Source organism: Kitasatospora sp. NPDC023120, assembly GCF_055560835.1.
Window position 1 is genome coordinate 1 of sequence record NZ_JBVHHY010000121.1, and the last position, 1,094, is coordinate 1,094.

Here is a 1,094-nt window from a genome sequence, read left to right on the forward strand (position 1 = left end):
CGGTCGTCCCGGTCACGGCCGTAGCCACCCGACGGACGGTCGTCACGACGCGGACGGTCATCACGCTCGTCACGACGGAAACCACCCGGACGGTCATCGCGGCGGAAACCGCCGCCACCACCCGGACGCTCGTCACGACGGAAGCCGCCGCGGTCGCCACCACGGTCGTCCCGGTCACGGCCGTAGCCACCCGACGGACGGTCGTCACGACGCGGACGGTCATCACGCTCGTCACGACGGAAACCACCCGGACGGTCATCGCGGCGGAAACCGCCGCCACCACCCGGACGCTCGTCACGACGGAAACCGCCGCCGGAGGGGCGCTCGTCACGGCGGAAACCGCCACCGGAGGGGCGGTCGTCGCGACGGAAGCCGCCACGGTCGTCCCGGTCATCGCGACGGAAACCACCGGAGGGACGGTCGTCACGGCGGAAGCCGCCGCGGTCGCCGCCACGGTCGTCACGGTCACGGCCGTACCCACCCGACGGACGGTCATCGCGGCGGTAGCCGCCGCCGGCCGGGCGGTCGTCACGGCGGAAGCCACCGCGGTCGCCGCCACGGTCGTCACGGTCACGGCCGTAGCCACCGGACGGACGGTCGTCACGACGCGGACGGTCGTCGCGGTCGTCCCGGCGGTACCCACCCGAGGGGCGGTCGTCGCGGCGGTAGCCGCCACGGTCGTTCGACCAGCCCCCACGGGACCGGGGCTCGTAGCCTCGGCCGTCGTCCGATCGACGCTCGGGACGGTCCTGGGGCTGGTTCGACATCGTGGTGACTCCTTCTGCTGCTTCAGCTTCACCGCGTCGGCCGTGCGTGCAACTCTCGCTGCCGTCACGCGGTTTCGGCGCCGGCCTCCTGGCCCGCGCACCTTCTCCATTGTCCGACATGCCGGGAGCCTCCGCGTCTGGGCGGAAGTCCCGTCCTGCCGGTCCTTCTTCACGTTCGCAAAACACAAAAAGGCCGCGGCCCCAGCGAGTCGCTGGGGCCGCGGCCTTGAATAATTGTTCGGCGGCGTCCTACTCTCCCACAGGGTCCCCCCTGCAGTACCATCGGCGCTGTGAGGCTTAGCTTCCGGGTTCGGAATGTAACCGGGC

1 protein-coding gene and 1 rRNA gene are annotated in these 1,094 nt (G+C 71.6%); one reads left to right on the top strand and one right to left on the bottom strand.

Features of this window, described 5'->3' with window-relative positions:
- Positions 1-1,001: hypothetical protein (locus tag ACZ3TI_RS41015; RefSeq protein WP_465735707.1), on the top strand; the 1,001-nt coding region annotated here is incomplete at its 5' end.
- A 2-nt stretch (positions 1,002-1,003) separates the two neighbouring features.
- Here the strand turns inward: ACZ3TI_RS41015 and rrf are convergent.
- Positions 1,004-1,094 (bottom strand): 5S ribosomal RNA (gene rrf / locus ACZ3TI_RS41020); the annotation flags it as partial.